The 23,617-nt window shown below is 69.7% G+C and carries 25 protein-coding genes and 1 tRNA gene; 13 read left to right on the forward strand and 13 right to left on the reverse strand.

Going from position 1 to position 23,617, the window contains the following annotated elements; all coding sequences use genetic code 11:
* Positions 1-52 precede the first annotated feature (52 nt).
* From psb32 to L107_RS06045, 6 genes are all read left to right on the forward strand, one after another.
* The gene (gene psb32 / locus L107_RS06020; protein ID WP_236550560.1) at positions 53-778 is read left to right on the forward strand and encodes a photosystem II repair protein Psb32; all 726 of its coding nucleotides are present in this window, start codon (positions 53-55) and stop codon (positions 776-778) included.
* Between the two features lie 22 nt (positions 779-800).
* Positions 801-1,946 (forward strand): proton extrusion protein PcxA, encoded by a 1,146-nt coding sequence (pxcA, locus tag L107_RS06025; protein ID WP_159817040.1) that lies wholly within the window; start codon positions 801-803, stop codon positions 1,944-1,946.
* A gap of 1 nt (position 1,947) precedes the next feature.
* Positions 1,948-2,526: a bifunctional adenosylcobinamide kinase/adenosylcobinamide-phosphate guanylyltransferase gene (locus L107_RS06030; RefSeq protein WP_159817042.1), complete on the forward strand. Its 579-nt coding sequence runs from the start codon at positions 1,948-1,950 to the stop codon at positions 2,524-2,526.
* A gap of 12 nt (positions 2,527-2,538) precedes the next feature.
* Complete coding sequence (locus L107_RS06035) at positions 2,539-3,030, forward strand: tRNA (cytidine(34)-2'-O)-methyltransferase (protein WP_159817044.1); 492 nt, start codon at positions 2,539-2,541, stop codon at positions 3,028-3,030.
* A 154-nt stretch (positions 3,031-3,184) separates the two neighbouring features.
* Positions 3,185-4,192 (forward strand): M23 family metallopeptidase, encoded by a 1,008-nt coding sequence (locus L107_RS06040; protein ID WP_236550530.1) that lies wholly within the window; start codon positions 3,185-3,187, stop codon positions 4,190-4,192.
* A gap of 45 nt (positions 4,193-4,237) precedes the next feature.
* Positions 4,238-4,311: transfer RNA gene (locus tag L107_RS06045), tRNA-Met, on the forward strand.
* A 142-nt stretch (positions 4,312-4,453) separates the two neighbouring features.
* On the opposite strand, the gene L107_RS06050 is transcribed toward L107_RS06045, so the two are convergent.
* Positions 4,454-4,807, reverse strand: a complete 354-nt coding sequence (locus L107_RS06050) for a hypothetical protein (protein WP_159817048.1) — start codon at positions 4,805-4,807, stop codon at positions 4,454-4,456.
* A gap of 90 nt (positions 4,808-4,897) precedes the next feature.
* On the opposite strand from L107_RS06050, the gene L107_RS06055 reads away from it, so the two are divergent.
* The gene (locus L107_RS06055; protein ID WP_159817050.1) at positions 4,898-5,497 is read left to right on the forward strand and encodes a peroxiredoxin; all 600 of its coding nucleotides are present in this window, start codon (positions 4,898-4,900) and stop codon (positions 5,495-5,497) included.
* Between the two features lie 3 nt (positions 5,498-5,500).
* Here L107_RS06055 and purQ read toward each other — a convergent pair whose 3' ends face one another.
* Both purQ and purS read right to left on the reverse strand, forming a co-directional pair.
* The gene (purQ, locus tag L107_RS06060) at positions 5,501-6,154 is read right to left on the reverse strand and encodes a phosphoribosylformylglycinamidine synthase subunit PurQ (RefSeq protein WP_159817052.1); all 654 of its coding nucleotides are present in this window, start codon (positions 6,152-6,154) and stop codon (positions 5,501-5,503) included.
* Between the two features lie 13 nt (positions 6,155-6,167).
* Positions 6,168-6,425 (reverse strand): phosphoribosylformylglycinamidine synthase subunit PurS, encoded by a 258-nt coding sequence (purS, locus tag L107_RS06065; protein WP_094584545.1) that lies wholly within the window; start codon positions 6,423-6,425, stop codon positions 6,168-6,170.
* Between the two features lie 94 nt (positions 6,426-6,519).
* On the opposite strand from purS, the gene L107_RS06070 reads away from it, so the two are divergent.
* Entirely contained in the window at positions 6,520-6,882 is a 363-nt protein-coding gene (locus L107_RS06070) for a hypothetical protein (RefSeq protein ID WP_236550531.1), read from the forward strand.
* 43 nt (positions 6,883-6,925) lie between these two features.
* Here the strand turns inward: L107_RS06070 and cobW are convergent, their stop codons facing one another.
* Both cobW and L107_RS06080 read right to left on the reverse strand, forming a co-directional pair.
* A complete protein-coding gene (gene cobW / locus L107_RS06075; protein WP_159817054.1) occupies positions 6,926-8,041 on the reverse strand; it encodes a cobalamin biosynthesis protein CobW in 1,116 nt (371 codons plus the stop codon).
* A 52-nt stretch (positions 8,042-8,093) separates the two neighbouring features.
* Positions 8,094-8,654 (reverse strand): pentapeptide repeat-containing protein, encoded by a 561-nt coding sequence (locus L107_RS06080; RefSeq protein ID WP_159817056.1) that lies wholly within the window; start codon positions 8,652-8,654, stop codon positions 8,094-8,096.
* A gap of 48 nt (positions 8,655-8,702) precedes the next feature.
* Here L107_RS06080 and upp point away from each other — a divergent pair, with 48 nt between their 5' ends.
* The 4 genes from upp to L107_RS06100 all read left to right on the forward strand — a co-directional run bounded on the left by upp (position 8,703) and on the right by L107_RS06100 (position 11,892).
* Complete coding sequence (gene upp / locus L107_RS06085) at positions 8,703-9,368, forward strand: uracil phosphoribosyltransferase (protein ID WP_159817058.1); 666 nt, start codon at positions 8,703-8,705, stop codon at positions 9,366-9,368.
* 42 nt (positions 9,369-9,410) lie between these two features.
* Positions 9,411-9,698 (forward strand): hypothetical protein, encoded by a 288-nt coding sequence (locus L107_RS06090; RefSeq protein WP_159817060.1) that lies wholly within the window; start codon positions 9,411-9,413, stop codon positions 9,696-9,698.
* Positions 9,699-9,774: 76 nt separating this feature from the next.
* Entirely contained in the window at positions 9,775-11,451 is a 1,677-nt protein-coding gene (ilvD, locus tag L107_RS06095) for a dihydroxy-acid dehydratase (protein ID WP_159817062.1), read from the forward strand.
* A 216-nt stretch (positions 11,452-11,667) separates the two neighbouring features.
* On the forward strand, positions 11,668-11,892 hold the full coding sequence (locus L107_RS06100; RefSeq protein ID WP_159817064.1) for a hypothetical protein: 225 nt from the start codon (positions 11,668-11,670) through the stop codon (positions 11,890-11,892).
* A gap of 15 nt (positions 11,893-11,907) precedes the next feature.
* Here L107_RS06100 and L107_RS06105 read toward each other — a convergent pair whose 3' ends face one another.
* Complete coding sequence (locus tag L107_RS06105) at positions 11,908-12,954, reverse strand: helix-turn-helix domain-containing protein (protein ID WP_159817066.1); 1,047 nt, start codon at positions 12,952-12,954, stop codon at positions 11,908-11,910.
* A gap of 414 nt (positions 12,955-13,368) precedes the next feature.
* On the opposite strand from L107_RS06105, the gene L107_RS06110 reads away from it, so the two are divergent.
* Complete coding sequence (locus L107_RS06110) at positions 13,369-16,584, forward strand: chemotaxis protein CheB (RefSeq protein WP_159817068.1); 3,216 nt, start codon at positions 13,369-13,371, stop codon at positions 16,582-16,584.
* Here the strand turns inward: L107_RS06110 and L107_RS06115 are convergent.
* The 7 genes from L107_RS06115 to glpX form a co-directional block, all read right to left on the reverse strand.
* Positions 16,575-16,973: a hypothetical protein gene (locus L107_RS06115; RefSeq protein WP_159817070.1), complete on the reverse strand. Its 399-nt coding sequence runs from the start codon at positions 16,971-16,973 to the stop codon at positions 16,575-16,577. The two genes, L107_RS06110 and L107_RS06115, sit on opposite strands and share 10 nt — an antisense overlap.
* Complete coding sequence (locus L107_RS06120) at positions 16,960-17,514, reverse strand: CIA30 family protein (protein ID WP_159817072.1); 555 nt, start codon at positions 17,512-17,514, stop codon at positions 16,960-16,962. The genes L107_RS06115 and L107_RS06120 overlap by 14 nt, the downstream gene beginning before the upstream one ends.
* A gap of 8 nt (positions 17,515-17,522) precedes the next feature.
* On the reverse strand, positions 17,523-18,254 hold the full coding sequence (gene pgl, locus L107_RS06125) for a 6-phosphogluconolactonase (RefSeq protein ID WP_159817074.1): 732 nt from the start codon (positions 18,252-18,254) through the stop codon (positions 17,523-17,525).
* Positions 18,251-19,669, reverse strand: a complete 1,419-nt coding sequence (gene gndA / locus L107_RS06130) for an NADP-dependent phosphogluconate dehydrogenase (RefSeq protein WP_159817076.1) — start codon at positions 19,667-19,669, stop codon at positions 18,251-18,253. The genes pgl and gndA overlap by 4 nt, the downstream gene beginning before the upstream one ends.
* A gap of 113 nt (positions 19,670-19,782) precedes the next feature.
* A complete protein-coding gene (locus L107_RS06135) occupies positions 19,783-21,078 on the reverse strand; it encodes a glucose-1-phosphate adenylyltransferase (RefSeq protein WP_159817078.1) in 1,296 nt (431 codons plus the stop codon).
* Between the two features lie 146 nt (positions 21,079-21,224).
* The gene (locus tag L107_RS06140) at positions 21,225-22,535 is read right to left on the reverse strand and encodes a glutamyl-tRNA reductase (protein ID WP_159817080.1); all 1,311 of its coding nucleotides are present in this window, start codon (positions 22,533-22,535) and stop codon (positions 21,225-21,227) included.
* A 34-nt stretch (positions 22,536-22,569) separates the two neighbouring features.
* Positions 22,570-23,574: a class II fructose-bisphosphatase gene (gene glpX, locus L107_RS06145; RefSeq protein WP_159817082.1), complete on the reverse strand. Its 1,005-nt coding sequence runs from the start codon at positions 23,572-23,574 to the stop codon at positions 22,570-22,572.
* Positions 23,575-23,617: the final 43 nt, after the last annotated feature.

The following is a 23,617-nucleotide window of genomic DNA, read 5'->3' on the forward strand; positions in this document are numbered from 1 at the left end:
GGGCCGCAACGGCAGACTGGTGGCGTCTTGCACGATGGCCTTGGCTTCAGTGATGCCTCCGGTGGCGGCAGCGCCCCCCGGCCCCACCGGCCGGTCCGGGCTACTCCGGTCCCTGCTCTCCCTGGTGCTGGCCCTCGGCCTGGTGCTGGCCGCGCCGGTCGCCGCCGCCCGGGCCCTGTCGGCCGCCGATCTGCCGGCCCGCCCGCCGGCCGAGCATGTGCTCGACGGCGCCGACGTGCTCAGCCGGGCGGGCAAGGCCGAGATCGAGCGCCAGTTGCAGGCCTTCAGTGCCGAACGGGTGGACGCCCGCCTGGTCACCCTCAGCCGGCTCGACTACGGCCTCGACCTCTCCACCCTGGCCGGGCAGCTGGTGCAGCGCTGGTCGGCCGATCCCCCCGCCGGCAGCAGCCCCGATCCCCTGCTGCTGCTGCTGATCGACACCCAGACCCGCTCCACGGCGATCGCCGCCCAGGCCCCCCTCGACCGCCAGCTCCCCGATGAGCTGCTCGAGAGCACCGCCGCCACCACCATGGCCCAGCCGCTACGCAGCGGTGACCGCTACCGCCAGGCCGCCGTCGACGCCCTGCTGCGTCTCGCCACCGTTCTGCAGGGTGGCGAGGATCCCGGGGAACCCGTCGTCGAGGAGGCCGCCGCGGTCGTCAGCAACATCCCCACCCGGGAGGAGACCTCCAGCAGCAACGCCTTCACCTGGGTGATCGTGCTGCTGGTGGTGGGCACGGTGGTGCCGATGCTCACCTGGTGGGTCTTCTCCCGCTGATTCCCCCGCGACCCGCCTCCCCATGGGACTGACGAACTGGATGGGTACCTTCGGGCGGGCCCGCTCCCTCGACCTGAGCTCCGATCTGGAGCGCGGCTACGAAGCCGCCCTTCTGATCCAGAGCATCGAGATGGAGCACTACAACGACCGTCCGGTGCGTCCCGAACTGGAGCTGAGCATCCCGCGGGCGATGCAGGCCCAGGTGCTGCGCCGTTTCCGGGCGGCCCTGCAGGTCTGCCGCCAGGCCAGGGGCGTGCTGGCCCCCTACCGCCAGGAGCTCTCCGGCCAGGAACTGCGCCAGTACCAGCTGATCGACACCGTGACGGCTCGCTACGCGGTGGCCCGGGAGGAGCTGCCGGCCCTGAGCCGCACCCCGGAGATGCTGCCCCGCAGCCTGGTGAGCGTGGTCGACCAGGTGCGGCGCCAGCTGGACCCGGAGGCCGAGGCCAGCGTGGTGGCGGGCTTCCGACGCCGCCGTGATTCCACCCTGGTGTCCCTGCGGATCCTGCTGCTGCTGGTGCTGGTGCCGGTGCTGGTGCAGCAGGTGAGCCGCACCTATGTGGTCTCGCCCCTGGTGGATCGCTTCGCCCCCGACAACGCCTTCCTCACCTACCCGAAACCCCACCTGGAGGAGCGGGCCGTGGAGAAGCTGCGTGTGTACCAGGCGGAGATCGAATTCGACGCCCTGCTGTCCGGCAAGGCCCTGCCCAGCCGCGAGGAGCTGCAGTCGGAGCTGGCCAAGCGGGCTCAGGAGCTCAAGGAGGAGGCCGACCAGGAGAGCACCCACGCCATCAAGAACGTCCTGGCCGACGTCTGCGGCTTCATCGGTTTCGTGATGGTGGCGATCTTCGGACGGCGCGACATCCAGGTGCTGCGGGGCTTCATCGACGAAATGGTGTACGGCCTGAGCGACAGCGCCAAGGCCTTCGCCATCATCCTGTTCACCGACATCTTCGTGGGCTTCCACAGTCCGGAGGGCTGGACGGTGCTGCTCGACGGTGTCGCCCACCATCTGGGACTGCCGGCCCAGGAGAACTTCGTCATGCTCTTCATCGCCACCTTCCCGGTGGTGCTCGCCACGATCTTCAAGTACTGGATCTTCCGCTACCTCAACCGCGTTTCGCCGTCCTCGGTGGCCACCCTGCGCAACATGAACGGTGGCGGCTGAGGTGGCGGCTGGGCCCCCGTCCGGGGTGCAGCGCCAGCCCCGCCTGACGCTGGTCAGCGGACCCTCGCGGGGCGGCAAGAGCCTCTGGGCCGAGCATCTGGCCGGCGCCAGCGGCCTGGCGGTGATCTACCTGGCCACCGGGCCCTCGCTTCCCGACGACGCGGCCTGGCAGGAGCGGCTGCGGCGGCACCGCCTGCGGCGCCCGCCCGCCTGGGGCTGCCGGGAAGTGGGCGGTGCCCTGGCCGCCGGGCTGGCCCAGCTGCAGCCGGGCCAGCTGGGGCTGGTGGATTCGCTCGGGACCTGGGTGGCCGCCCACCTGGATCTGGAGCCGCCGGACTGGGGGCTCCGCTGCGACGAGCTGCTCGGTGCCCTCGGCACCTGCCCGGCGCCCCTGGTGGTGGTCTGTGAGGAGACGGGCTGGGGCGTGGTGCCGGCGACGGCGGACGGATGCCGCTTCCGGGACCGGCTCGGGACGATGCAACAGACCCTCCTGGCCCGCAGCGAAGCGGCCTGGCTCGTCCTGCAGGGGCGTGCCATCGACCTGCTGGCCCTGAGCCAGCCCGTGCCGCCTGGCTCCTGAGGACCGCCCCGGATGCCCCGTGTCGTTCTCTACCAGCCCCAGATCCCGCCGAACACCGGCAACGTGGCCCGCACCTGCGCCGCCACCGGCTGCGAGCTGCACCTGATCGAACCGCTCGGCTTCACCATCAGCGATCGCCATCTGCGCCGGGCCGGCCTGGACTACTGGCCCTGGGTGTCGCTGCACCGCCACGGCGACCTGGAACGCTTCCAGGCGGAGCGGCGGCGGCGGGGGGGCCGCCTGGTGGCCCTCAGCAGCCAGGCGGAGGCGTCCTACACCGACTTCCGCTTCCTTCCCGACGACTGGCTGCTGTTCGGACGGGAGACGGACGGATTACCGAACGCCCTGCAGACGTCGGCCGAAGCCCGGCTCACGATCCCGATGGCCTGCCGGGCGCGGGAGGGCCGGGGGGGCGTTCGCAGCCTGAATCTCTCGGTGTCCGTTGGCATCGTGCTGTTCGAGGCCCTGCGCCAGATCGGGCCCGCCGCAGAGAGCGACTCCTGAGACAGAAGCGGGACGGTCTCGATGTCCGGACCGCCTTGTGCCTGAGGAACCTTGCCCCCTGTGGTTCATGACGCTACTCTCTGCCGGACCCGCAGATGTTGGCTTCTCTGTTGGGTTTTGTCCGCTGGATGTGAAATGCATGAAGCCTTTCCGCTTGATTCTTCCCTTTCTCCTCTCCACACCGGCCGTCGTGCCGCTCGTGGCCGTTCTCGCTGACGATTCCCCCAGCACGGTGTCCACCGAGACCCTGCTGGCCTCCCTGCCTTCCGCCACCGACCGGGTCTGGATCAAGGTCCGCCGTCCGGTGTCCATCGAGGAGCTCTCCACGGCCCTCGACCTCGATGAGACCCGCCTGGCCCGGCTGAATGACGTCGATGAAGACCACCGCTTCGGCAACGGTGACTGGCTGGTGGTGCCCTCCCGCGGCAAGGAGCGCCTCGGCCGCATCGCCTCCCTCGACGCCACCGTCCAGCGCCAGACCCCGCCGGTCTCCACCCCGCCGCCGGTGGAGCGGGACGGGGTCGTCCGCTTCGGCGACACGGTGCTGAAGCTGGCCCAGCGCTATGGCCTGAGCGTGGCCGAGCTGATCCGCCTCAATCCGGGCCTGGAGACCGCCCGGCTCGTGGTGGGCAGCCAGGTGCGCCTGGCCCAGTCGGCCCCGGGCCGTTCCCGCATGCTGCTCGGCCTGAAGCCGTCCGTCAGCGGCGGCATCAGCTGGCCCGACACCCCGGAGTTCGGTGACCCGCAGCCGCCCTTCAATGGCGGCACCACGGCCCCCTCCACCACCTGGATCTGGCCCACCCGCGGGGTGTTCACCTCCGGTTTCGGCTGGCGCTGGGGCCGGATGCACAAGGGCATCGATGTGGCCAACAACGTCGGCACACCGATCATGGCCGCCCGGGAGGGCCAGGTCGTCTTCGCCGGCTGGCACGACGGCGGCTACGGCTTCCTGGTGGAGATCGCCCATCCCGACGGCAGCCGCAGCCTCTATGCCCACAACAGCCGTCTGCTGGTAGCCCGGGGCGAGACGGTGACCCAGGGTCAGGTGATCAGTCAGATGGGCAGCACCGGCCGCAGCACCGGCCCCCACCTCCACTTCGAGATCCACCCCCCCGGCCGCGGCGCGGTCAACCCCCTGCAGATGCTCCCCCCCCGGGCCTGAACCGGCCGGGGGCCGAGCCGGTCATCGTCTAAAGTCACAGCGATTGGCTCGGTAGCTCAGCTGGTTAGAGCGTGGGATTCATAACCCCAAGGTCGGGAGTTCAAGTCTCCCCCGAGCCACTTTCCTGGGCCATTGTTGATCGGCTCCAGTGATCCAATGTTGAGACGAATGGTCTGCTGACCGGAGGCCTCATTGCGCTGCAACGGCCCTGTGGAGGCGCCGTTGCAGTCATCCCGTTGCGGGATCGTCGTTGCCGTTGCGTCAGCGCATTTCGATGGCGTTGAGCCGTTCACGGAAGCTGCGGGCGTTGGCCGCCTCCTGGCTTTCCGCACTCTCCACCCGCACCGGCACCGGAGCAATGGCGGGCAGCGGGGGGGCCGCCACAACCACGGGCTGGGAGCTCTGGACCGACCGGCGGCTGCGGCCGTAACCCCCGGACTGGGAACGGTTCTGCAGGGCGCGGGTGAGGCTCTTGCTGCGGTTGGCGGCGCCCACGGTTTCCCCGTCCTTGGGGCGGATCAGGGGATTGCCCTTGAGTTCCGAGCGCAGCTGATTGATGAGCCGGAAGTGGCCGGTGGTGTTGTATTTGCGCAGAACGGTCGGATCCCAACCCATGGCAGAGGCATCGTTTCTTTGCCAGTCATCGTAGGGGCCTGGCTTCTTCAGGCCAGCATGGGTGGCATTCCCCCCGAGACCGTGCCCACCATGACCAGCAGCGGCAGGCTCGTGGGCCGCGAAGCCCCCGACTTTCGCGCCACCGCCGTGGTGGATCAGGAGTTCCGGGAGCTGTCGCTGCGCGACTATCGCGGCAGGGATGTGGTGCTGTTCTTCTATCCCCTTAATTTCACCTTCGTCTGTCCCACGGAGATCACGGCCTTCAGTGATCGCCATGCTGAGTTCACCCGCCTCGGCGCCGCCATCCTGGCCGTATCCGTCGACAGCCCCTACAGCCATCTGGCCTGGGTGCAGACCGACCGCCGGAGCGGCGGGCTGGGGGACGTAGCCTACCCCCTGGTGTCGGATCTCAACAAGGAGATCGCCCGGGCTTACCACGTGCTCGACGAGGACGCCGGCACGGCCCTGCGCGGCCTGTTCCTGATCGATCCCGACGGCGTCATCCGCCACAGCACCGTCAACGACGTGGCCGTGGGCCGCAGTGTGGACGAAACCCTGAGGGTGCTGCAGGCGTTCCAGCAGGTGCGGAACCACCCCGGACAGGTGTGTCCCGCCGACTGGACGCCCGGGGCCCGCACCCTGGCCCCCGATCCCCGCGGCAGCCGCGACTTCTTCGCCGCCCTGGACTGAGCTTCAGCCCAGCAGCGAGGCGAGCAACCGGCGGCCGTCAAGGCCGCCGGTGACCGGATCACAGGCGCGCTCCGGATGGGGCATCAGGCCGAGCACATTGCCGGTGGGGTTCGTCAGGCCGGCCACGTCGCCCCGCGAGCCGTTCGGATTGGTGACGTAGCGCAGCACCACACAGCCCTGATCCTCGAGACGCTCCAGCTGCTCCGGCTCCACCTGGTAGCGCCCTTCCCCGTGGGCGATCGGCAGGCTGATCCGTTCGCCGGCACCATAGGCGCCGAGCCAGCGGCAGGCCCCGGGCTGCACCTCCAGCTCACTGCTCTGGCAGAGGAAGTGCAGGTCCCGGTTGCGGGTGAGGGCTCCGGGCAGCAGGCCCATCTCCGTGAGCACCTGGAAGCCGTTGCAGATGCCGAGCACCGGGCCGCCGCCCTCGGCGAAGGAGCGCACCTCCTCCAGCACCGGGGCGAAACGGGCGATGGCGCCGCAGCGCAGGTAGTCGCCGTAGCTGAAGCCCCCCGGCAGCACGACGGCCTCCAGGCCGGACAGGTCACGCTCCTCATGCCAGAGGAAGCGCACGGGGATGCCGAGACAGCCCTCCAGGGCCCAGGCCACGTCCCGGTCGCAGTTGGAACCGGGGAACACAACGATGCCGACGGTCATCGGTCTGGCCCCCTCAACCGGCTTCGGCCAGATCCAGCGACCAGTCCTCGATCACCGGATTGGCGAGCAGGCGGTCGCTGAGCAGTTCGAGGCGGGCCTGGGCGGTGGCCCGGTCCGGGGCCTCCAGATCCAGTTCGATCGCCTTGCCGATCCGCAACCGCTTGACACCTTCCACCCCGAGCCGGGCGGCGGCGGCCCGGGTGGCCTCCCCGGCGGGGTCCAGCACGGAGGGGCGCAGGGAGACCTGGACGCGGGCGTTGAAGAGCGGCACCGGGGGCACGGACGTTTGTTAAATCTTGGCAGCACGCCCCACCGCCCCCCTCGGCGCAGCACCAGCCTGGGGTTGGTTCTCCGCACCGCCGGCCGTGGTGCCTTCCCTGCCAAGGGTTCTGCTGGATCCGTTCGGGCCTCGCGTACTGGCCTGGCTCATGGGTCTGGCCGTGGCCTGCACGGCCCTGCAGGCCCATTCCCTGCCGGGGCTGGTGGCCCTGCAGTGCCGCCTGGCGGATGGTCCCTGGCAGGACTGCCAGATGCAGGTCGAGGAGCTCGGCCTCCACTGGTTCCTGCTGGTGGGGGGGCAGCGGATCGAGTTCCGCCACGACGGCCGGGGCAAGGTGACGATGCTCAAACCCTCCGGCAGCTGGCAGCCGGTGAACAGCCGCTGGGTGGAGAACACCGACCTCTGCTGGGATGGGGTCTGCGCCAGGGGTGATATCCCGCTCGACTGAGACGGTCCGCGCGGCAGGCACCGCCCGGGTCGCCGCCCGGCGCTCAGAGGCGATCGAGGGCCTGACGCAGGGGGCCGGCGGCGCCGGCGGTGGCCAGCACCACCAGCTCCAGCGCGTCGGGGCCTTCGCCCTCGGCGGAGTCAGCATCCGGCGAGGCCCCCGTCCGCTCCTCGTACCAGCAGTCGAGCCGGCGGCCGACCCCCTGGATCTGCAGCGGCAGGCGCTTGCCGTCCTGGCGCAGCCGCCCCTTGAGCCGCACGACGGGGTGGTCGATCAGCAGCTGCTGCAGCTGGGTTTCGAGGGCGGCCCGCCCCCACTGGCCGGCACGGCGCACGACGATCGACTCCATCGCCACGTGGGCATGGTCGTGGTGGTTGTGGTCGTGGTCGTGGTCGTGGTCGTGGTGGTCATGGTCGTCGTGGCCATGGTCCTGGTGGTGGTCGTGGTCGCCGGCCGCATCACGGCCGGGACCATCCAGCAACAGGGAGGGATCGAGGCGGCCTCGGGCCATGGGCAGCACGTCGGTGCCGGGGCGCAGATGTGCCCGCAGCGCCTCTGTCACCCGGGCGAGGGCCTCCGGTTCCAGCCGGTCGGCCCGGCTCACCAGCACCAGGTCGGCGGCCCCGAGCTGGTCGGCGAACAGATCCTCGATGGCGCTGATGTGGTCGAGGCTCGGGTCGGCGCGGCGCTGGGCCTCCACCGCATCGGCATCCCCCACCACATGGCCGGCGGCCATCGCCTCCCCGTCCACCACCGTGACGACCCCGTGCACCCGGGTGCGGCTGCGGATCTCCGGCCAGCCGAAGGCGGCCACCAGGGGCTCGGGCAGGGCCAGGCCGCTGGTTTCCACCACGATGCCGTCGAGCCGGTCGGCCCGCTCCAGCAGGCGCTGCATGGTGGGCAGGAACTCATCCTGCACCGTGCAGCAGAGGCAGCCGTTGGCCAGCTCCACGAGCCGATCGCCCAGTTCCTCCTCGGGGCAGAAGCCGCAGGAGGCGATCAGATCGCCGTCGATGCCCACCTCGCCGAACTCGTTGACCAGGACCGCCAGCCGCAGGCCGCTCTCCAGCAGCAGGTGGCGCAGCAGGGTGGTCTTGCCGGCCCCCAGAAATCCGGTCACCACCGTGACCGGCAGCCGTCGGGTGCTGGTGGCGATCATCGGCGCTGGGGCAGGAGACACCGAAACCTAGGGGAGGCGCCGCCGGCGCGGGTCAGCGGCAGCCGAGGCTCTCGCGCGTGTCGACGCCGGTGAGGGGATGGCTGCCGCTCGCCCGGGCGCAGAGGGCCTTCTGCTCCGGCAGATCCAGCACGGCGTCACTGAAGTCGGCCCCGTCGATGCGGGCATCCCGGAAGCGGCTCTGCATCAGCATGGCGTTGCGGAACTGGGCGCCCCGCAGGTCGGCCCCGTCGAAGCGGGTGGCGAAGGCCACCACGTCCTCCAGGTCGGCGCCGCGCAGGTCGGCCTGGCGCAGGTCGGTGGAGTTGAACACGGCGCCCCGCAGGTCGGCGTCGCGCAGATCGAAGCCCTCCATCGAGGCCTTGAGGAACTCCTGCTGCTGGAGGTTGCGGCCCCGCAGGTCGGGGTCGAGGTCCTGGAAGGAGCGCTGGGCGCGCAGCTCGGGGGCGGTGATCGCCTGGGCCGGAGCCACCGGCAGCACGCTCCAGATGAACAGCAGGCCCAGCGCGGCCCCCAGGACGGACCCCAGCAGGCCGCCCAGCGGGCCCCCGGGCCTGCGGCGGATCACGGGGAAGGTTGGGGAGCTGGGGACCATGCCACACCGGTACGCTGCCGGATCAAGCTATGGCAGACACACCCCGACATGAGCATGTCCCTGCGGGTGGTGGTCCCCCCCCATCCCCTGATCGGCCACTGGCTCACCCTGCTGCGGGACGGGTCCACCCCCTCGCCCCTGTTCGCCACCGCCATGGCGGAGCTGGGCCGCTGGCTCACCTATGAGGCGCTGCGCGACTGGCTGCCCCACCGTCCGGTGTCGGTCACCACGCCCCTGGGCCACTGCGACGGCCAGGTGGTCGATCCGGAGGTGCCCCTGCTGGTGATCCCGGTGCTGCGGGGGGGGCTGGGCCTGTGGCAGGGGGCCCAGTCGGTGCTGCCGTCGGCCCAGCTGGCCCACGTGGGCATCGAGCCCTGTGGGCCGGAGCACAAGCCCCACTGGTTCCTCGACGACCTGCCGGCCACCATCGAGGCCCGCAGCGGCGTGCTGGTGTTCCTGCCGGTGCTCGCCAGCGGTTCGATCCTGCTGGCCCTGCTCGACCGTCTGGCGGGCCTGGGGGTGGAGGGGCAGCGTCTGCGGGTGATCACCACCCTGGCGGCGAGCCCCGGGCTGAAGGTCGTCGGGGAGCGCCACAGCCAGCTCACCATCTACTGCGCCGGCATCGACCCAGAGGTGGACAGCCGGCACCGGGTGGTGCCGGGCTTCGGCGAGGTGAGTGAGCGGCTGTATGGAATCGCCGCCGCCACTGCCTAGGCTGGGCCCCACAGGTCCAGATGCTCCACCCCCTGCAGGTTCATGGCTGATTCCAGGCAGCAATCCACCGCCAGCGGCAGTCTGGTGCTGCTGGCCGGGGCCGCCGGGGCGGTGATGGGGGCCGCCGGCCTCGCCGTCTGGCTGCTGCGCCGGGCCGAGCGGCATCGGCTGTCCCAGCGCCAGCTGCGGATGCTGCGGGTCTCCCGTCTCAGCGAAGGCCTCGAGGAGGCGCCGGTGAGCAGCGACCAGCTGCACGACCGCGTGCAGAAGCTCAACCAGGCGATCGACGAGGTGCGCCGCCAGCTCGAGCAGCTGCAGCCCCAGGCCTGACCATCGCCGGCTGAGGCCCCGGACGTGGCGGTGCGGGCCCCTCGGTAAGTTGCTGCAGACCCGTTCCTCCCCGGCCATGCTGCGCTCCGACGCCATCACCAAGGGCCTCCAACGCTCCCCCAACCGGGCCATGCTGCGGGCCGTCGGTTTCGGCGACGGGGACTTCGGCAAGCCGATCATCGGCATCGCCAACGGCTACAGCACGATCACCCCCTGCAACATCGGCCTGAACGATCTGGCCCGGCGCGCCGAGCAGGCCGCCCATGGGGCCGGAGCCATGCCCCAGATGTTCGGCACCATCACCGTCAGCGACGGCATCTCGATGGGCACCGAGGGCATGAAGTACTCGCTGGTCTCCCGGGAGGTGATCGCCGATTCGATCGAAACCGCCTGCAACGCCCAGAGCATGGATGGCCTGCTGGCCATCGGCGGCTGCGACAAGAACATGCCCGGCGCCATGCTCGCCATGGCCCGCATGAACATCCCGGCGATCTTCGTCTACGGCGGCACGATCAAGCCGGGCAGGCTGGGGCCCTGTGATCTCACCGTGGTCAGTGCCTTCGAGGCGGTGGGGCAGCTCTCCGGCGGCCGCATCGACGAGGCGGAGCTGCTGGCGATCGAGAAGAACGCCTGTCCCGGCGCCGGCAGCTGCGGCGGCATGTTCACCGCCAACACGATGAGTTCGGCCTTCGAGGTGCTCGGCCTGAGCCTGCCCTACAGCTCGACGATGGCGGCGGAGGACCATGAGAAATCCGACAGCGCCGCCCGCTCCGCCGAGGTGCTGGTGAAGGCCATCGAAGCGAACATCCGCCCCCGGGACCTGCTGACCCGCCAGGCCTTCGAGAACGCCATCGCCGTGATCATGGCGGTGGGGGGCTCCACCAATTCGGTGCTGCACCTGCTGGCGATCGCCCGAACCGCCGGCGTGCCCCTGACGATCGACGACTTCGAGACGATCCGGCAGAAGGTGCCCGTGATCTGCGACCTCAAGCCCAGCGGCCGCTACGTGACCGTCGACCTGCACCGGGCCGGCGGCATCCCCCAGGTGATGAAGCTGCTGCTCGACGCCGGCCTGCTGCACGGCGACTGCCGCACGATCGAGGGGCGCACCCTGGCCGAGGTGCTCGCCGACGTGCCCTCCGAACCACCCGCGGACCAGGACGTGATCCGGCCCCTGTCGAACCCCCTCTACGCCCAGGGCCACCTGGCGATCCTGCGGGGCAACCTGGCCGAGGAGGGCAGCGTGGCCAAGATCAGCGGGGTGAAGAACCCGGTGATGACCGGCCCGGCGCGGGTGTTCGAGAGTGAGGAGGACGCCCTGGCCGCCATCCTCGCCAAGCGCATCCGCGCCGGTGATGTGGTGGTCATCCGCTACGAAGGGCCGGTGGGCGGCCCCGGCATGCGCGAAATGCTGGCCCCCACCGCCGCGATCATCGGCGAGGGGCTGGGGGATTCGGTGGCCCTGATCACCGATGGCCGCTTCTCGGGCGGCACCTACGGGATGGTGGTGGGCCACGTGGCTCCGGAAGCCGCCGCGGGGGGCACCATCGCCCTGGTGCAGGAGGGCGACAGCATCACGGTGGATGCGAAGCAGCGCCTGCTGCAGCTCAACGTGGACGGGGAGGAGCTGGCCCGGCGCCGGAGCGCCTGGACCAGGCCCGCCCCCCGCTACCGCACCGGCGTGCTCGGCAAGTACGCCCGGCTGGTGAGCAGCAGCAGCCTGGGGGCGGTGACCGACCTGCCCCCCGACTGAGCCCCGGCGCTTCAGACCGTTTTCAGAAACGTGCAGTTTGCGCAGGACGATGCAGGCCTGCACTGACGGCGCTGGTGCTCTGCTGCTGACCGCAGCAGGGTGGATCGCCGGCCAGCACTGGCCTCTCGCCCATGGGATCGGCCCGGCTGTTCATGAAGCGGCTGGCTTCGCATCCGGGATACGGGCCTAGATCAGAGGAAGCCACCCCCTCGACCCATGCGAAGCCACTCCGAACCCGGTCCCTTCCTGCGGCCGGTGCGTGTCACGATCACGGTTCCCTACAACGCCTACCAGGCCCTGGTGGAGCGCAGCAACGTCCAGGGGCGCTCCCTCTCCAACCTGGCCGCCTACCTGCTCGAATCGGCCCTGCAGGGCTCCCATCCCAGCGAGCACACCCAGAGCCGCATGGAGTCGGCGGACGCGTTCCGGCGGCGAACCTGAGCGGGCCGGTCCCGGCTACGGCCGCCGGGACTCCCGCAGCAGCTCGGACGGTCTGATGTGGAAGCGCTGCTGAAAATCCACGCTGAACAGTCCGAGGGAGCGATAGCCGCATTCGCGGGCAATGCTCCCCACGGTGTCGTTCAGAGCCGGCCGCTCCAGCCGCTGCCGGGCACGGTCAAGACGCTGCATCTTGATCCACTTGGTGGCCGTGCAGCCCATGCGCTCGGCGAACGCATACTGCAGCGATCGTCGGGAGTAATGGCTCCTCGATTCCAGGTCGGTGAGGGTGAGGGGCTCGCCCAGATTCTGCTTGATGTAGTCGATCAGTTCGTCGAAGGAATCACGGCCCTGGCGCTGCCGGTGCAGGAGCCGGTCCAATGTCTTGTCCTGGCGGATCTCCGGCAGCAGCATGGCCACCATCAGCCGATAGATCTGGTCGTCGAACTGCAGGCGATCCAGCAGCCCGTGGCCATAGCCGGACAACTGACCCGCCATGGCGATGGTCTGCTGCAGCGCCGTGAGCAGGGAAGGGGCGACGTTATCCTTAGGCGGGCTCCAGCCATGGGCCAGGGACACCGTCTCCTCCCAGTCCTTCGGCTTCTGCTGATAGCCACCCATCGCCATCGCCGTCTCCAGGAGTCGGTCTCTGGTGAGAGCGAACGCCACAGCGGACGACAGGGTGCTTTCCATCGTGCAGACCGCACTGGCCATCAGCACACACCCTCCTCGGGCGCAGGGCCAGGTGGTGGAGGCCTGTCGCAGCCGCTGTTCTCCGCCATAGCCCAGGACAACGATGTACTCCTGACGTTCCGAGAAGGTCATCCGCATCGGCCTGGCCGTCCAGGCGGTGGCCAGCAGCCCGCCGAGTCGGAGGTTGGCGCCGTAACACCACCAGGAGGCCTCGGGTTCCAGCGGAAGCAGCTCCACCAGGGGCAGGGCCTCCTGCAACAGGGAGGCGCAGATGAGGGGATCCGTACTCAGCCGCAGCAGGCGCAGCAGAGGATTAGGGAAAAGGGCGACGTCGTGGTGACCAAACTCCGGAAAGCAAGGCTCGTTGTGCATACGACGCCTCACCTCCGTTAGTTCTCTCTGTGTTTAGAGTATCATCAAAAGGTTGCCATTTCTGCTCGTCGGCGCCCGCGTCCGATTGGCGACGCCGCCAGGGCCAACGCCCTGTGACAATGAAAGCGATAGACAACGAAGCGTGGATTGCATTTCATGATGGTTTGTTGCCGCAATCAGCGCCGATGCACCTGCTGCGAATGCACGGACATCCTGATGGTCGGCGCCGGGGCCCTGCCGTGCCAATCCAGCCGATTCACTGCATTGCCCAAGGATGGCCAGGTGGGTTTAGCCGGTTTAGATTGAAGCGGAACGTTCCAGGTCCGGGGGTTGATGGAAGAATCCAAGGACGCGGACTCTTCTGAAGCGGAATCTTCCCCGGCACCATCCACGCCCCCTGTTACCGATACCGGCATGCATCTGGTGGCCATCGGGGCCTCGGCCGGTGGCCTGGAGGCCCTGCAGACGCTTCTGAGCAGCCTCACGCCGGGGGGCAACGTGGCCTATGTGGTGGCCCAGCACCTCTCCCCCGACCACGGCAGCCTGATGGTCGAGCTGCTGGCCCGGGTCACCGAGCTGCAGGTGGTCGAAGCCTTCGACGGGACCACGCTGCTGCCGGACACGGTCAGCGTCTGCCCCCCCAACCACGACATCAGCGTCAATGGAAGCCGGCTGAGGCTGGTGACGCCCGAACCCCGCTTCGGCCCCAGTCCCAGCATCGACCGTCTGTTCGAGTCGGTCGCCGACCACTGGAACGGCCATGGGGCCGCCGTGGTTCTTTCGGGCACCGGCTCCGACGGCGCCCGGGGCCTGCGGGCCGTGCGGGCCGCCGGCGGCCTCACCATCGCCCAGACCCCCGAGAGCGCCCGGTTCGCGGCCATGCCCACCGCCGCCGTCGCCATGGGCGGAGCCGATCTGATCCTCGAGCCGGCCGCCATCGGCCGTCACCTCATGGATCTGATGGGCTCCGACGGCGACTGGGTCGAGCTGAACGTTCCCGATCCCCGGGGCCTCAACGTCTCCAGTGCCCTGGAGCTGCTGCTGCACAACAGCGGCATTGACTTCAGTCAGTACAAGGCCTCCACCCTGCAGCGACAGCTGGCCCGCCGGATGGCGATCCGCCAGATCGAGAGCATGGACGAGTACCTGCAGGTGCTCTCGGCCGACAGCAAGGAGGTCTCGGCCCTGGTCCACAACCTGCTGGTCACCGTCACCTCCTTCTTCCGCGACCCGGGATCGTTCGCAGCCCTCGGCGAGCTCCTGCGGGCCTACGTGGCCCAGCGCATCCGCAGGGACCGCCTGCGGGTGTGGGTGCCCGGCTGTGCCACCGGTGAGGAAGTCTATTCCCTCGGCATGCTGATCAGCGAGGTGCTCGGCCACCCCCAGGACCTGACCCATCACCTCAAGATCTTCGGAACCGATCTCGACGAGGCCAGCCTGGCGGTGGCGCGGCGCGCCACCTATCCCGCGGCCTCCAGCCTGGCCATTCCGGAGTCGCTGCGGGAACGGTTCGTGGTGCCTTGCAACGGGGAGGTCCAGATCAGTGAAGACCTGCGCAACTGCGTGGTCTTCGCCCGTCACAACGTGGCGGTCGATCCGCCCTTCCCCCGGCTGGATCTGATCTCCAGCCGCAACACCCTGATCTACTTCACCCAGCCCCTGCAGGATCGGGTGCTGGCACAGTTCCGATTCGGCCTGCTGCCGGCAGCCCTGCTGTTCCTGGGCCGTACGGAGTCGCTGGGCCACAGGACCGAGGGATTCGAGGTGGCCAATGCCGACCACCGCATCTTCCATCGCACCGCGGAGCCCCAGTCCGCCCGCTACTCCACGGTCGCCCAGCCCTCCCAGCGGCCACCGATGCTGTTCAACCCGATCGGGCGGATCTCGATCCTGCGGGAGACCGTGGTCGAGGAACATGTGGCCACCCTCGAAGCCCTGGTCCGCAGCACCTCTCCCCCCTGCGTGATCCTCGATGAGAACCACGGACTGGTGGAGGTGATCGGGGATGTCAGCCCCTTCTGCCGGCTTCCCGAAGGGCGGATCTCGACCGCCGCCACCTCCTTCCTGCTCCCGGAGCTGCAGGCCGAGGCCCGCGCCCTGCTGCTGATCGTGCGGGCCGACGGCCAGCCGGCCCGCAGCCGCCTGCTGCACCTGCCGGATTTCGCCATCCACCTGCGGCTCGAGGCCCGGCCGCTGCCGGTCAACGACCGGGTCCTGACCCTGCTGAGCTTCCTGCGGGAACCGCCCGACGGCGCCGAGCCGGCCGCCGCGGATGCGCCCCTGGTCCGCGACCCGGACTTCGACCAGCAGATCGCCCGGCTGGAGAAGGAGCTGCTCACCAGCCACGACACCCTGCGTCGCTCCCTGGCGGACCTGGAGGAGGCCAACGAGGAACTGGAAGCCTCCGCCGAGGAACTGCAGGCCTCGTCGGAGGAGCTGCAATCCTCCAACGAGGAGCTGGAATCCTCCAACGAGGAGCTGCAGGCCACCAACGAGGAACTGGCCACCCTCAACCAGGAGCTGCGGGCCAGGACCACGGAGCTGCAGCTGCTCAGCACCGACCTCGAGAACATCCAGAACTCCCTGAACCAGGGCATGGTCATCGTCGACCGGGATCTGTGCATCACCCGGTTCACGCCCCTGGCGGTGCGGGTGTTCGCCCTGGTGGACGACGACATCGGCCAGCCCCTGCTGGGCGTGCCCACCACGGTGCCGCTGCCGGGTCTGCGCACGGCCCTGGCGGAGGTCGTCGCCGGTGCTCCCCGGCGCAACGTCGAGGCGATCAGCGAGGACATCGCCTACCTGGCCCAGGTGCTGCCCTACCAGGAAAAGGAGGGGCAACGACTCGGGGCCATCATCACCCTCACGGACGTGTCGGAACAGCTGGCCCTGCGCCGGGCCGCCGAGACCTCCCTCGACTCCTTCGCCAGCCTCACCGATGCCCTCGAGGAGGCCGTCTGGAAACGGGACGCCAGCCTCGAGCGGCTGCTCTATGCCAGCCAGCGCATCCTGCCCCTGACGGGCTGGAGCCCGGCCGAGCTGTTCGCCGATCCCCAGCTGCTCGACGACGCCATCCTGCCGGAGGACCGGGAGCGGGTCTGGGCCAGCCGCGACCCGGCCCGGGGGGGCTGGTCGGTGCCGTACCGGATCATCCGCCGGGACGGCGAGCAGCGCTGGGTGATGGAGAACGCCAAGGTGCTCACCGAGGAGATGGGTCGCTATGTGGTGGGCACCCTCTCCGACATCACCCAGCAGCGCCAGGCCCAGGAGCATGGCCGCGAGCTCTCGGTGCTGTTCGAGACCCTGATCCGGAGCCCCAGCTTTTCGGTGGCGGTGTTCGACGGCAGCCAGCGGGTGGTGATGGTCAACGCGAGCCTGTGCCACAGGATCGGCTTCGAGCGCGACAGCCTGGTGGGGTCACCGGCCTCCCTGTTCTGCCAGCTGCCGGAGGCGGTCACGGCCCCCGTTGCCACCAGCGCGCCCAGCGAGGGGCCGCTGTTCGTCAGTGACTCCTTCCCCCTGCGCCATCGCGATGGCCGCACGCTTCTGGCCACGGCCGAACTCTGGCCGCTGCCGTCGTCGATGGGGACGGGCTCGCTGCTGATGGTGCTGCCCACGCCTCAGCCCTGATCGGGCCGCAGCAGGGCCCGCAGACGGCGGGCCAGGGCCTCCAGCGGCTCACCCCGGGGCGGGCAGCTGCAGCGCAGCCCCGTGGCCCCATCCATCCAGACCGGATGGCTGCCCTGCCACAACAGGGGGTGGTCCTCCCCCTGACACCAGGCCAGGGTGAGGTTGAGATCCTCACCGCTGCGGTAGATCTCCAGCTCCAGATCCTCCGCAGGCAGCCGTTCGCCCTCGGGGGTGCGGGCCTCCAGCCGCAGGCAGAGATCCAGGCTGTGCCGCTCCTCAGGGTTGACCACCGCGTGGCGCAGGGGTTTGCGGCACAGGTCGGCCGCCGCCGCCACCAGCTGGCACAGATCGGTGTTGGCGCTGCCGATGGAGGACTCAGGCGACGGCATCGATCGCCATCAGCTCCAGGGTGAGCGGGCCGGCCCGGAAGCCCGGATTGGCGGAGCCGTCGTCGCCGAACTTCGAATGCAGGATCTGCAAGCGGGTGATGCGGGCCGGATCGAAGCGCAGGGGCAGCCCCAGGGGCAGCGCCTCGATCGGCCTGGCCCGGATCGAGGCCCGCAGCTGGGCGAAGGGGATCCGCACCCGGCAGGGTCCCTCGGCCTCGGTGGCGAAGTTCGCCACCCAGCGCACACCGCCGGGAATCATCTCGGTGAGTCCCGCCACCCCATCGGCGCAGGCCACCGCCAGCTTGTAGTGGCGGCCGTCGCCCTGCAGCTCCAGCTCGAAGGCGGCCTGGGCAGAGAGATCGAGGGGAGGGGAAAAGATGGGCGAGCGGCAGCTGACGAAGCCGCCGCCCTGCTCCACCACCTCCGCCTCCAGCCGCAGGCCCCGGCTGCTGACCGTGCACAGGCCCGAGCTGCGGCCCCCCATGACCGTGTCATTAAGGGCATGCCAGCCGCTGAAGCCATCGCCGCGGATCACCTGCATGGGACGCCTCAGGTGCCCGGGAGGTCGGCGGCGGCGGCGGCATCGGCGAGGATCACCACCACACCGGCCGGCCGCACCAGCCGGGCGGGGGTGCGCTCGGCGGGCTCACTCGGGTCGAGAAGGCGGGCGAGCGCCTGGCGCTTGCCGGCGCCGCTCACCAGGAAGATCACCCGGCGGGCGGCCGAGAGCACGGGGGCGGTGAGGGTGATGCGGGGCAGGCCCTTGCCCTCGCCGATGGTGACCGGCCGGTCGCTGACGCCGGGGGCCGCCGTGCCCGGGAACAGGGAGGCGGTGTGGCCGTCGTCGCCGAGGCCCAGCAGCAGCACATCGAAGCGGGGCAGCGCACCGGGGCAGAGCACCGCCAGCTCGGAGGCGTAGGCCTCGGCGCTGGCCTGCGGGGTGGGACGGTCGGTGGGCACCGGATGGAAGCGGGCGTGGCTGGCCTGGGGGTGGGCCAGCAGGGTTTCCCGCAGCATGCGGGCATTGCTGGAGGGGTCATCGGCCGGCACCCAGCGCTCATCCCCCAGCAGCACATCGACCCGCTCCCAGGGCAGGTGTTCCTCCGCCAGCCGGGCGTAGGCGGCCCGGGGCGTTTCGCCGCCGGCCAGAGCGATCTGGGCCCGATCCCGCTCCGCCAGGGCCAGATCAATGCCGGAGGCGATCTGCTCGGCCGCCTGGCGGGCCAGATCGTCCGGGCTGCTGGCGACGATCAGCTGGTAGCGGGTGCTGGGTTCGGTCAAACGAGCCACTCGGTATGGAACGCGCCGGGGCGGTCCGTGCGCTCATAAGTATGGGAGCCGAAGCAGTCGCGCATGGCCTGCACCAGGTTCTGGGGCAGGCGGCCGGTGCGGTAGCTGTCGATGTAGTCGAGGGTGCTGCTGAGGCAGGGCACGGGGATCCCCGCCAGGGCCGCCCCGGCCACCACCTGGCGCAGGCCGGCCAGCCGCTGGTTGACCTGGGCGGCGAACCAGGGGTCGAGCATCAGGTTGGGGAGGGAGGGATCGGCGCCGTAGGCGTCCTGGATGCGCTGCAGCAACCGGGCCCGGATGATGCAGCCCCCCTTCCAGATCTGGCCGATGGCCGAGAAATCGAGGTGGTAGTCGTGCAGCTTGGAGGCCTCCTGCAGCAGGGCCATCCCCTGGCCGTAGCTGGCGATGCAGGCCAGGATGCAGGCGTCCCGCAGGGGCGCCATGCCGGTGGCGGGCTCTCCGAGGGAGAAGCTGTGGGGGGCGGGGCCGTGCAGCACCGCTTCGGCCGCGATCCGCTCGCTGCGCAGGGAGCTCAGCACCCGGGCATTGAGGGCGGCGTAGATGGTGGGCACGGGCACCCCCATCTCCAGGGCGCTGACCACGGTCCACAGGCCGGTGCCCTTCTGGCCGGCGGCATCGACGATCAGCTCCACCAGATCACCGCCGCTCTCGGGATCCTTGGTGCGCAGGCAGACCTCGGTGATCTCCACCAGGAAGGAGGCGAGCTCCTCGGTCTGGTTCCAACCCGCCAGCACATCGGCCATGGCATCGCCGTCCATGCCGGCGATCCGCTTCATCAGGTCGTAGGCCTCGGCCAGGATCTGCTCGATGCCGTACTCGATGCCGTTGTGGACGGTCTTGACGAAGTGGCCGGCGCCGCCGGGGCCGATGTAGGTGACGCAGGGGCCGTCCTCCACCTGGGCGGCCATCCTGGTGACCAGGCTTTCGATGGCGTCGTAGGCCGCCTTGGTGCCGCCGGGCATCATGCTCGGCCCCTCCAGGGCCCCCTTGGCGCCGCCGGAGACGCCCATGCCGATGTACCCGAAGCTCCTGCTCTCCAGGTCCTTCGCCCGCCGCTCGGTGTCGGTGTAGAGGGAGTTGCCGCCGTCGATCAGCAGATCCCCCTCCTCCAGCAGCGGCGCGATGCTGGCGATGGTGGCGTCCACCGGATCACCCGCCTTGACCATCATCAGGATGCGCCGGGGCCGCTCCAGCGCCGCCACGAACTCCTCCAGGGTGGCGGCGCCCACGATGTCCTTGCCGGCGCCGCGTCCGGCCAGGAACTCCTCGGTCTTGGCGTAGGTCCGGTTGTAGACGACGCTTGAGAAACCGTTTCTCTCGGCGTTGAGGACCAGATTCTCACCCATCACGCCGAGGCCGATGAGTCCGAAATGCGCCTTGCCCATAGGAGCGTGGATGTCGTGCTTCCTTGCCACTGTGGCCAGCGGTCGGGGGAGCGTCGGTGTCCCGGGCTGGGATGTCAGCAACTGCTGGCCCAGCCCTGCCCGGGGGGCGGAGCTCAGATCACCGTGCCGTCGGCGATCGTGCCGTTCTTCACCACCACGACGATGCCGTTGCGGATGTAGAAGTTGAGCTCGGGCCGGTCGGCCTCCTCCACCCGGTCCTTGTTGACGATGGTGACGTCGCGGCCGATGCGCACGTTCTTGTCGAGGATCGCCCCCTTCACGGTGGTGCCCCGGCCCACCCCGATCGGGGTGCCGCCCCGTTCGCGCAGCACCAGCCGTTCCTCGGAGGATTCGAAGAAGTCGGCCCCCATCAGCAGGGTGTCCTGGAGGACCACCTCGTCCTCGACCCGGGAGCGAACACCGAGAACGCAGTGGTGGATGCTGCAGGCCTTGAGCAGGGATCCCTCGCCGATGATCGACTGGGTCACCTGGGCGTCCTGCAGCTTGCTGGGGGGCAGATAACGGGGCCGGGTGTAGATGGGGAACTTCTCGTCATAGAAGGAGAAGGCCGGGTTGGGCTGGTCGGTGAGGGCCAGGTTGGCCTCGTAGAACGCCCCGATCGTGCCGATGTCCTCCCAGTAATCATCGAAGAGGAAGGTCTGCAGATGGTCCCCCCGGCCGAGGGAGGCGGGGATGATCTCCTTGCCGAAATCGGTGGCCTCCGGGTGGCTGGCCAGCAGGTCGAACAGGGTGTTGCGGTTGAAGACGTAGATCCCCATCGAGGCCAGGTAGGGCCGCTTGGCGGCCTCCTCGGCGGAGAGGCCCAGGCTCTCGGTGTTGACCCGCATGGCTTCGAGGGCGGCACCCTTCGGCTTCTCGCTGAACTCCAGGATCCGGCCGTCGGAGGAGGTGCGCATCAGGCCGAAGCCCTCCGCCTGGGCCCCATCCACCGGCAGGGCCCCCACCGTCAGGTCGGCGCCGCAGTCGATGTGGTGCTGGACGAACTTGCTGTAGTCCATCCGGTAGAGCTGGTCACCGGAGAGGATCAGGACGTGGTCCACGTCCCACTCCTGGAACAGCCACTGGTACTTGCGCACCGCATCGGCCGTGCCCTCGAACCAGCTGGGGCTGTCGGGGGTCTGCTGGGCGGCCAGCACCTCCACGAAGCCCTGGCCGAAACCGGAGGAGAGGTTGTAGCTCATCGTCAGGTGACGGTTGAGCGAGGCGCTGTTGAACTGCGTCAGCACGTAGATCTTGTTGATCTCGGAATTGATGCAGTTGCTGATGGGAATATCGATCAGTCGGTATTTCCCGGCGAGGGGAACGGCGGGCTTCGCCCGCATCTTCGTGAGGGGGTAGAGACGCGTTCCCGCCCCGCCTCCCAGGATGATGGCCAGAACGCGTTTCATGAGCCCAGTCCTCGGTCCTTGGCTGGCCAGACCGTACTGGAGCGTGGTGACGGGGAGCGCGGCGCTGCGGCTTCTCGGTTCATGTTCCGTTGCAGTGAATGGTGGGGCTGGAGCCGGTGAGGCGGGGACCGCTCCGGGGGTGGGGCTCAGGCCTCCGGCGGGTCGTCGTGAAGCTCGAACAGGTCCTGCAGCACCCCCATGGCCGCCCGCCGCTGCTGGCGGGGCTGGGGGGCCCGCAGCCGGGTGACAGGCGTGTGCAGGATCTTGTTGATGATGCCCTTGCTGAGGGCCTCGACCACCTTCCGCTCCCGGGCGGAGAGGTCCGGGCCCATGCGGCTGAGGGCCTTCTGCAGCTCATGTTCGCGGATGTCCTCCAGCTGCAGGCGCAGGCGGTTGACCAGGGGCACCGCTTCGAGGCCGTCCCACCACTCCAGGAACAGCCTGGCTTCCTCCGCCAGCAGCCCCTCGGCCTCGGCGGCCATTTCCCGACGGGCCTCCTGGTTGCGGGCCACCACCTCCTGGAGGTCGTCGACGTCGAAACTGTCGACCCCCTGGAGCTCGGCCGCATCAGCACTGATGTTGCGGGGCACGCCGATGTCAATGAGCATCAGGCTGGAGCGGCGGTTGAGCCCCTCCAGCCGCCGGGCCGTGATGATCGGCTCCTCGGCGCCGGTGCTGGTGAACACCAGCGAGCAGGTGCTCAGGCAGTGGTCGAGGTCGTCCAGGGGACGGCACTGCACCGGCAGGGCGGGAAAATCGGCCGCCAGGGCTTCGGCCCGGGCGACGGTGCGGTTGAGCAGCACCACCCCCCGGCAGCCCTTGGCCTGCAGGTGCTGCAGCAGCAGCCGGGCCATGCGGCCGGCCCCCACCACCGCCACCTGCTCCTGGTCCAGCGGCACCAGTTCATCGGTGCCCCGGGCCTGGCCCACCTTCAACTGGGCCAGCTCGACCGCGGCCGAGCTGATCGACACCGCTCCGGTGCCCAGGTTGGTTTCCGTGCGCACCCGCTTGCCAGTGCTCACCGCCTGGTTGAGCAGGCGGTTGAGGATCGGGCCCACGGAGCGGTGCTCCTGGCCCAGGCGCACCATCTTCTTCACCTGGGAGAGGATCTGGCCCTCCCCCAGCACCAGGCTGTCGAGACCGGCGGCCACCCGCAGCAGGTGGCCGACGGCCTCCTCGTGGTGGTAGGTGAACAGGTGGGGACGCAGCTCCTCCACCGCCAGACCCGACTGCTGGCTGAGGAAGTCGCCGACGGCGGTGATGCCCTGTTCGGGGTGGCGCAGGAGGGTGTAGATCTCCAGCCGGTTGCAGGTGCTCAGGATCGAGGCCTCGATCACCTGCTCATCCGAGCGCAGCCGCTGGAGGGAATCCTCCATGGTCTGCTCAGGGATGCTCAGGCGCTCGCGGATTTCCACCGGAGCCGTGCGATGGCTCAGACCGACGACGGCGATGTGCATGGAGGCGGGCTCCGAGGTCCGGACTCTGGTGGGATCAGCGCAGGGCGATGCTCTGGGCGCCTTCCTTGATATGCACCGTATCGGTGAAGCGGGCGCTGCGGTCGAGGGTGCTGATGATCAGGCTGCTGGTGCGGGTGCAGTCGGGCTCGAACACGACACCCTTGAACAGCAGGCCCGGGGTGATGCCGCTGCCGGCGAAGACGACGTTCTCCCCGGAGGCCAGCTCCTCGGCCTCATAGACCTTGTCGACATCGGTGATGCCCATCTCGTTGAGGCGGGCGATGTTGCCCTCCTTGGTGTAGTCGGCCCACTCGCTGGTCTGGGCGACGGCGGGGTCGTACACCAGCTGGCCCTGGAAGTGGCCGCCGAGGGCCCGCAGGGCGGCGGCGGAGATCACCCCTTCGGGAGCGGCGCCGATGCCCATCAGGCAGTGGGTGCCGGTGCCGGCGAAGCCGCAGGCGATGGCGGCCTGGACGTCACCGTCGCTGATCGGCTTGACCCGGGCGCCGGTGGCACGGATCTCGGCGATCAGGTCCTTGTGGCGGGCGCGGTCCATCACCACGATGGTGAGGTCGCTGGGGGCGAGGCCGAGGCACTCGCTGAGGATGGCGATGTTCTCGGTGGCGCTCTTGCGGATGTCCACCTTGCCCTTGGCGGCCGGGGGCGCCGCCAGCTTCTTCATGTAGAAGTCCGGCGCGTAGAACAGGCCGCCCCGGTCGCTGGCGGCGAGCACGGCCATCGAGCCGTCCTGGGCGTTGGCGCAGAGGTTGGTGCCTTCGCAGGGGTCGACGGCGAAGTCGACGCCGGGGCCGGTGCCACTGCCGACTTCCTCTCCGATGTAAAGCATGGGCGCCTCATCCCGCTCCCCCTCGCCGATCACGATCCGGCCCTGCATGGCGATGCTGCCCATGCGGGTGCGCATCGCCTCGACGGCGGCCGCATCGGCTTCGTCCTTCTTGCCGAGCCCGGTCAGGCGGGCGGAGGCGATGGCGGCCTGCTCGACGACTTCGAGCAGTTCCTGGATGAGAGTGCGATCCACAACGGTCCGGCAGGGGGAGGGGCCTCAACGAGGGGCCGGCACG

Source organism: Cyanobium sp. Copco_Reservoir_LC18, assembly GCF_009834675.1.
GTDB classification, from domain to species: Bacteria; Cyanobacteriota; Cyanobacteriia; order PCC-6307; family Cyanobiaceae; genus Cyanobium; species Cyanobium minutissimum.